Source organism: Trichormus sp. NMC-1 (assembly GCF_001858025.1).
Classification (GTDB): Bacteria; Cyanobacteriota; Cyanobacteriia; order Cyanobacteriales; family Nostocaceae; genus Anabaena.
Window position 1 is genome coordinate 160,116 of sequence record NZ_LZQD01000004.1, and the last position, 7,745, is coordinate 167,860.

At 37.8% G+C, this 7,745-nt stretch carries 9 protein-coding genes; 5 read left to right on the forward strand and 4 right to left on the reverse strand.

Annotated features, from left to right (window positions below; genetic code table 11):
* The first annotated feature begins 74 nt into the window (after positions 1-74).
* Positions 75-395, forward strand: a complete 321-nt coding sequence (locus A9Y75_RS14505; RefSeq protein WP_071190264.1) for an RNA-binding protein — start codon at positions 75-77, stop codon at positions 393-395.
* Positions 396-512: 117 nt separating this feature from the next.
* Here the strand turns inward: A9Y75_RS14505 and A9Y75_RS14510 are convergent, their stop codons facing one another.
* A complete protein-coding gene (locus tag A9Y75_RS14510; RefSeq protein WP_071190265.1) occupies positions 513-1,541 on the reverse strand; it encodes an NADP-dependent oxidoreductase in 1,029 nt (342 codons plus the stop codon).
* Between the two features lie 247 nt (positions 1,542-1,788).
* Here A9Y75_RS14510 and A9Y75_RS14515 point away from each other — a divergent pair, with 247 nt between their 5' ends.
* A complete protein-coding gene (locus A9Y75_RS14515; protein WP_071190266.1) occupies positions 1,789-2,709 on the forward strand; it encodes a ribonuclease D in 921 nt (306 codons plus the stop codon).
* Between the two features lie 457 nt (positions 2,710-3,166).
* Positions 3,167-4,006, forward strand: a complete 840-nt coding sequence (locus tag A9Y75_RS14520; protein ID WP_071190267.1) for a tetratricopeptide repeat protein — start codon at positions 3,167-3,169, stop codon at positions 4,004-4,006.
* A gap of 146 nt (positions 4,007-4,152) precedes the next feature.
* Here the strand turns inward: A9Y75_RS14520 and A9Y75_RS14525 are convergent, their stop codons facing one another.
* Positions 4,153-5,808: a sodium:solute symporter family protein gene (locus A9Y75_RS14525; protein WP_071190268.1), complete on the reverse strand. Its 1,656-nt coding sequence runs from the start codon at positions 5,806-5,808 to the stop codon at positions 4,153-4,155.
* 9 nt (positions 5,809-5,817) lie between these two features.
* Positions 5,818-6,072 (reverse strand): DUF4212 domain-containing protein, encoded by a 255-nt coding sequence (locus A9Y75_RS14530; RefSeq protein WP_071190269.1) that lies wholly within the window; start codon positions 6,070-6,072, stop codon positions 5,818-5,820.
* A 469-nt stretch (positions 6,073-6,541) separates the two neighbouring features.
* On the opposite strand from A9Y75_RS14530, the gene A9Y75_RS14535 reads away from it, so the two are divergent.
* Both A9Y75_RS14535 and A9Y75_RS29655 read left to right on the forward strand, forming a co-directional pair.
* A complete protein-coding gene (locus A9Y75_RS14535; protein WP_071190271.1) occupies positions 6,542-6,754 on the forward strand; it encodes a type II toxin-antitoxin system HicB family antitoxin in 213 nt (70 codons plus the stop codon).
* A gap of 32 nt (positions 6,755-6,786) precedes the next feature.
* Entirely contained in the window at positions 6,787-6,966 is a 180-nt protein-coding gene (locus A9Y75_RS29655) for a type II toxin-antitoxin system HicA family toxin (RefSeq protein WP_269086306.1), read from the forward strand.
* 92 nt (positions 6,967-7,058) lie between these two features.
* Here A9Y75_RS29655 and A9Y75_RS14545 read toward each other — a convergent pair whose 3' ends face one another.
* On the reverse strand, positions 7,059-7,577 hold the full coding sequence (locus tag A9Y75_RS14545; protein ID WP_071190272.1) for a DUF29 family protein: 519 nt from the start codon (positions 7,575-7,577) through the stop codon (positions 7,059-7,061).
* Positions 7,578-7,745 lie beyond the last annotated feature (168 nt).

Below are 7,745 nucleotides of genomic sequence, written 5' to 3' on the forward strand. Positions count from 1 at the left end.
TTTCTCCTTTTGGTACTTACAGACTTTTCTCCGAAACCTAAATCTCTACACTCTTATGATTTCGGAGACAATCTATGTCGATTTATGTAGGCAACCTCTCTTATGAAGTTACCCAAGATACCTTATCTGCTGTATTCGCAGAATATGGTTCTGTAAAACGTGTTCAGTTACCTACTGACCGTGAAACAGGACAACTGAGAGGTTTTGGTTTTGTGGAAATGGGTACAGAAGCTGAAGAAACAGCTGCAATTGACGCGCTTGATGGCGCTGAATGGATGGGACGTGACTTGAAAGTCAACAAGGCTAAACCCAGAGAAGACAGAGGTTCTTCAGGTGGTGGCGGCCGTGGTGGCTACGGTGGCGGTGGCGGTGGCGGTTCTCGTAACCGTTACTAGAAATAATAGACGCAAGTCTTTTAGCTAAAGCATCGGTTTTAGTAACCTAATTGAATTTAGAAATGGCTCAGGTATTAATACTTGAGCCTTTTTGATGAGTTATTGACTAGTTTATAATTATGCTTCGGGAGAAACTTGGACAATTAATTTTCCCATTTTATTCCCATCAAAAAGTTTGAGAATCGCCTTGGGAGCATTTTCTAATCCCTCGACAATCTCCTGATTGTATTTTATTTTCCCCTCTTGTATCCATTGTCCGATTTCCCGAAAAGCAGCATTCCATTGCTGAACATAATCAGAGACAATAAAACCTTGTACCAGCACACGCTTCATTAAAATCTGGCTGAAATTATAGGGGCCAGGTACAGGTTCTTGAGAATTATAAGTGGAAATCAAACCACATAAGGGAATGCGTGCATTTAAATTGACTTGTGTCAAAACAGCATCAAGAATTGCACCACCAACATTCTCGAAATAGATATCAATTCCATTGGGACATGATTTTGCTAAAGCGGGGATTAAATCGGCGGTTTGATAGTTAATTGCAGCATCAAAACCGAGTTCTTCCAACAACCATTGACATTTCTCGTCGGAACCGGTGATTCCCACCACACGACAACCTTTAATTTTGGCAATTTGTCCAACTATAGAACCAACTGCACCAGAGGCTGCTGATACAACTACAGTTTCTCCAGCTTGGGGTTTTCCGATATCCAGCAAACCAAAATAAGCTGTACAGCCAATAAAGCTGAGGGGCCCCATAAAGGCTATGAGAGGAACGGGTAAAGGTGTCGGTAGTTTGATCAGGGAAAGGAGGTTTGGAGGGGAAATTAGGGCGTAATCTTGCCATCCTAGCAGCCCCGAAACCATATCCCCTGGTTGAAAGTTGGCATTTTTGGATTCTTCAACTACACCCAAAACTAAACCACGCATTACTTCCCCAAGTTGCACAGGTGGCATATACTGTGGTCTATCGCTCATCCAAATGCGATGGGTAGGATCTAGGGAAAGATAGATATTGCGTACCAGTACCTCACCATCTTCAAGGCTGGGAATTGGTTCTTCCCGATACTCAAAATCACTTTCTTTGATGTCACCTACAGGACGTGCAGCCAAGCGCCACTGACGATTTATCGATTTTTGCATAAATTTGAGTTTGCGTTGAGTTTGCGTGTTTTAAAAAACAAAAGCATCTATCACTGTGAATACTTTGGCAGATTGGCAGGTATGTTTGGAAAAACTCATCATAATAATGGGGCAGTGGATAATGTCGTATCCTGTGGAATACTGATTATTTGCATCAGGCATTTCGTGAAATGGTGTCAGCGCTAAATTGGTCACAAAATGCTAATTTGGGAAAATATGAGTGATTTGTATTTCCCTAAATCTACCAATGCCTTATCTTACCACTGCCGGAGAAATTCGTTCTCTAATCGCTAAATATACCAAAGCTAAGACTCTGTGGATAGATACAGAAGTTGCTGACTATAAAAGTCGTAATCCGAGGTTATCGCTGATTCAGATATTGGATAATCCTCATGATATGACCGGCAATAATGTTTATATTTTGGATGTCTTAGATCAGCCTGATGTGATTGCCGATTTTACGCTGCAAATTATGTTTAATTCGGCTATCGAAAAAGTTTTTCATAATGCTAGTTATGATCTAAGACTTTTAGGAAGTAAAAAAGCTAAAAATATTACTTGCACTTTAGAAATGGCTAAAAAAATCCCTTATTATCTGCTGCCATTACCTAATTATCAACTTAAAACTCTGGCTACTGCACTTTGTAATTTTCATAATATTGATAAACAAGAACAAAGCGGTGATTGGGGAATAAGACCTTTAACTGAAGACCAGATAGAGTATGCTTACTTTGATTGCATTTATTTAGCTCAAGTACACTTGCAGTTATTGTCTTTAAATTCCCAAATCAGCTTAGATCCGGCAAGGGAAGATTTAGCAACACTTTCTGAAAGATATACAAAAATTGAACAGCAGCGAAAGCTAATAAATTCGGAATTTGATTATTTACAAGAACGTTTAAAGAAAGCAATGCAATTTCAAAATATTTCCGAGAATGAATATTGTCAACTCAGCCATTATGACCGCAAATCTGTAAAAGTAAAGTTTAGCGAATTGGTTAAATTGGTGGAAACTCAAGATGTTGATTTAGATTTTCCGATTACTCTGACTGAGAAATTGCAAAAAGATTTAGGGAGAAATTTGGAACAATTAGATGTAGATATTGAAAAAACTACTGTTTGGCGAATAATTGCTAAGAATCAGGAAAATGAAGTTAATAATGAGTAATACAGCATTTCCCGGTGTTATGAGGTACAAGAACCCCACCCCCAACCCCCTCCCCGCAAGCGATGAGGGGGCTAAGATGTACTTCATAAGAGCGGAAACCGCTGTATGTAAATATTACTATTTGATTTTTTTATTAGGGGTTTAGCCTTCTTAAAATCTTACTTGTGGAGGCAGGTAATAATTTGTACTAATAAAAATTGAAGATGTCCATAAACCATATAAGAAATGTAGTTAAATGCACAATTTATTAATTTAAAACTGAAGGTGTTTATACATTAAATTTACAATTTAATGGTTAAATTTTGAAAAAGCTTTTAATTAAAAATAACAAGATTTAGATGATGAAAACTTGTTAATTATATTAAGGCTTTCAGCAAAAGTTAAAATTGTAGTGGAGTGAAATTAATAGATTGTGGGCATAATTTTCTCCAGGTGTGAATGCGGTTTATAAAAATTTATGAAATGGCAGTTATTGACACAAAAAAGACAAGTCTTAGGTAGAGTATTCACTATCGCAGTGGTTGCTGGTTTAAGTGGAATTTTATCCAGTTCTTGCAGTAGAAGTCCCGATGTATTGGTGACAGAAGTGGGAGTCAGTCCTCCTAATCGTCGTACAGCTAAAACAACCAAAGCCGGAGACTTTTATATTCAAGGACAGAATCAGCACGCTAAAGGCAACTCCCAAGCGGCTATTGCTGCCTATAGTAGGTCGATTAGCCTCAATTCTCAATATGCGCCGGCGTTCAAAAGTCGGGGATTGGCGTATTTTGATATTGGTAACAAAGAAGGTGCGATCGCTGATTATAATAAAGCTTTGCGTCTCAATCCCAATGATGCCGAGACTTACAACAATCGCGCCAATGCCCTGGCATCTTTGGGAGATCAACAAAAAGCGATCGCAGATTACAATGAAGCTATTCGTCTAGCCCCTAACTACGCGGAAGCCTACAATAATCGCGGAAATGCCCGCGCTACCCGAGGAGACGCAAACGGGGCGCTGGAGGACTACACGCAAGCCATTCGTATTGATTCCAATTATTCTATTGCCTACAATAATCGGGGCAATACTTACGCAGCTAGGGGAGAACAACAAAAAGCGATCGCAGATTACAATGAAGCTATTCGCCTCAATCCTAACTTTGGTCCTGCTTACAATAATCGCGGCAACGCCTTTGCAGCTACTGGAGACAAGCGAGGAGCGTTAAAAGACTTACAACGGGCAGCAGCTATTTTTGACAAAGAAGGAAACAAAGACTTATATCAACAAGTAATGAAGAATATCCAAGAACTGAGGTAATAATTCGTAATTCGTAATTCGTAATTAGAAGAGTTACCTCTCACCTGTCATATCAAGTCCGGTTAATTGCTGATCAAAAAAATTATCCGCGTCTCCGCGTCTCTCCCTCCCCGCGTCCTCATCTCCCCGCGTCTCCCCATCTCCTTTTATTCTTCAATAATTGGGGTGCGTAAATCTTCTACCAAAGCCTGAATTTCGGCTGATGGAGGTGGGGTAAAACGAGAAACTACGAGGGTGACAATAAAGTTGATAATCATCCCTAATGTACCAATTCCTTCAGCCGAAACTCCAAAAAACCAAGGTGTCATCCCAGTAAATTTCACGCCGACGATGTAGATAATTGTAAATATCAAACCTGTTAACATTCCGGCAATAGCGCCTTGGGAATTGGTGCGTTTATCGAAAATCCCCAAAAATATCACCGGGAAAAAACTAGCAGCAGCTAAACCAAAAGCAAAAGCTACCACTTCACTCACAAAACCCGGTGGATTTACTCCAAAATATCCAGCCAGAACGAGGGCAAAACCAACTACAACCCGCCCTACAAATACCCGTTTTTCTTCTGAAGCTGTGGAATCAAAAATGCGGTAATAAACATCATGGGCAACGGAACTAGAAATTACTAATAATAACCCCGATGCTGTGGATAAAGCAGCCGCTAAACCACCAGCCGCAACTAAAGCAATTACCCAAGGGGGAAGGTTAGCAACTTCTGGGGTAGAAAGAACAATGATATCTTTATCAATTGTAATTTCGTTGGTTTCTTTATTCGGAGTTAACTGCAAACGTCCATCTTTATTTTTATCTTCAAAAGCCAGAAGTTTGGTTTTTTCCCATTTATTTACCCAATCAGATTTCTGTACTTCGGCAATTGTTTGATTATGCAAAGTAGTAATTAGATTATAACGAGAAAACATCCCGACTGCGGGGGCGGTGGTGTAGAGAATGGCGATAAATAATAATGCCCAACCAGCAGAATACCGGGCTGTACGCACACTTTTAACTGTGTAAAACCGGACGATAATATGAGGTAAACCGGCAGTTCCTACCATCAAAGCAATGGTGATGAATAGGACATCTAACATTGACTTATTGGCAAAGGGCTGGGTATATTCTTTAAAGCCTAAGTCAAGTTGAATGAGGTTGAGTTTATCAGCAATATCGCTGGTGGTAAAAGCCAGTTGGGGAATAGGATTACCAGTCAGTTTGTATGCGATCGCAATTGCCGGAATTAAGTATGCGAAAATCAATACAACATACTGGGCTACTTGTGTCCAGGTAATGCCTTTCATTCCTCCCAAAACCGCAAAAAAGCCGACAATGATCATGCCGATAATCACGCCGGTATTCACGTCTACTTGTAAAAAACGGCTAAAGACAATACCCACACCCCGCATTTGTCCAGCGACGTATGTGAGAGAAACGAAAATGGCTGCAACTACTGCCACCAAACGGGCTATATTAGAGTCGTAGCGATCGCCTACAAAATCGGGAACTGTGTATTTACCAAATTTCCGCAGATAAGGCGCTAATAATAATGCTAGTAAAACATAGCCCCCAGTCCAACCCATCAAATAAATAGAACCGTCATATCCCAAAAACGAAATCAACCCGGCCATGGAAATAAACGAAGCCGCAGACATCCAATCAGCTGCCGTAGCCGCACCATTTGCAATTGAAGGTATTCCTTGACCGGCAATAAAAAAGTCTTTAGTATTTTCTACTCTAGATTGCCAACCAATATAAATATAGAGGACAAAAGAAAGTCCAACTAATACAATCGTCCAAATTTCAACTGACACTAATTATCCTCACTTTTTGATATTATATTTGCGGTCTAATTTATCCATTTGGAAGGCATAAGTAAAAATCAATACCACAAAAACCAAAATTGATCCTTGCTGCGCCATCCAAAAGCCAAAGGGAACACCAAAAAAGCGAATTGCATTTAATGGTTGAACCAATAAAATACTAAAAACTAGGGACACTAAAGCCCAAACAATTAAAAGATTTCTAATTAAGGTGGTGTTAGCACGCCAATAAGCGCGACGCTGATCTTCGTCCATTTTTCTTTTATCATCATTGCATCACAGATAATATCAGCAAGTCGAGATAATGCCGTTTTATTTTGGCGTTTTTTTTGTTAAGTTTTCTATAGTTATTAAGTAGCTCGTTGTATTTTTTATGGCGATTTGTGGGTAAGTTTAATACATCTTTTTTTGTCTCACGCAGAGACGCAGAGGCGCAAAGGAAGAGAGAAGGAGAGAAGACAATGAAAGCCAACTTTGATTAATTTTATTGTTGGGTTACGCTTCGCTTAACTCTTGTTCATTATTCGATTGAATTTGACTATGTGTTTGGGGATTAGGCTGCTTAATTTATAAATTATTCCTAGTATTAAGACATCGCTAAACCTGCATTTATCACCCCACATCATCATTTTTATAGTAAGAGAATCACCTAATTATAGTGTTATTATAAAAATAATACGTAATTAACTTCTAGTAGTAAAGTCTCATAATGGAAAATAAAACCATGAAAAATAAAGAATTTTATGTAGTAATTGAAAGAGATGAAGATGGTATGTATATCGGTGAAGTTCCTCAACTTAAAGCTTGTTACAGTCAAGGAGAAACTATTGATGAACTGATGAAAAATATTAGAGAAGTTATTGAAATGTGTGTAGAAGAATTAGAAGAGGAATTAACTACAGAATTTGTTGGCGTGCAAAAGATAGTATTATCATGACAAAGCTACCAACAATTACAGGAGAATAATTAATTGCTGCACTAGAAAAAGCTGGTTTTTATATAGTGAGACAAAAGGGTAGTCATGTGAGAATGAAGCATGAAGATAATCGAGTTGTTTCTATTCCTTGTCATAGTGGTAAAACTATCGGAAAAGGTCTATTATTAAAAATAATTCGGGATGCAGATTTAACTAAAGATGAACTGATATAACTTTTAAATTAGTTGTCTTGTTTAGCCCCATGACTTGTTGAATCAATCTTAATTTTTTATAAAAGATTTAATTCAAAAATCAGGGATATTAATCATCTTTTTCCTAACTTCCAATCTTCACCACCAGGTAACTGAGTTAAATAATCATCAATCACCGCTGGTAATTCCTTGATTGAGTAATTATATGTCAAGTTTAACAGAATTTGAGATTGATTTAATATCTCCAATTTATCAACCATTTCTGTTAATTGAAATGGACTATAAATACCATTCATTACTTCATCACTGGCTTCCCGAATAGCCTCCTCAAATTCATCTTCTAATATTAATTGCCACTCATCTATTTTGATGTAGTAAGATGTTTTATTATCTTGTAAATTAATTTTTTTTATTTCTCTGATTGAACTGCGAATTGAATTTGCCCAAGAATTAGTTAATCGTTTTTCTACCTGATTTTTAATTAAATGAATTATTAATCTCACTAAAAAAGATTGAATATTTCTTAAAATCGCTTGTCTACCCATTCCCTCTAACTCATCTACAATCGCTAAAGCATCAGTGTAACGCTGTTCTAAAATGCTATTTCTGAGGTCTATTAATTCCTGTGTCATTGCTTTATTAACCTCACAGTAACAATATTTTTATATTAACATATAGGGTTTAGCATTGCTAAACCCCTACAAAATCAATTAATTAACTAACAACAACTGACTTTTTACTGTAATATTCAGTTTGAGCATAAACGCTAATTACAGTATCACCTATTAATTCCTGTGTCA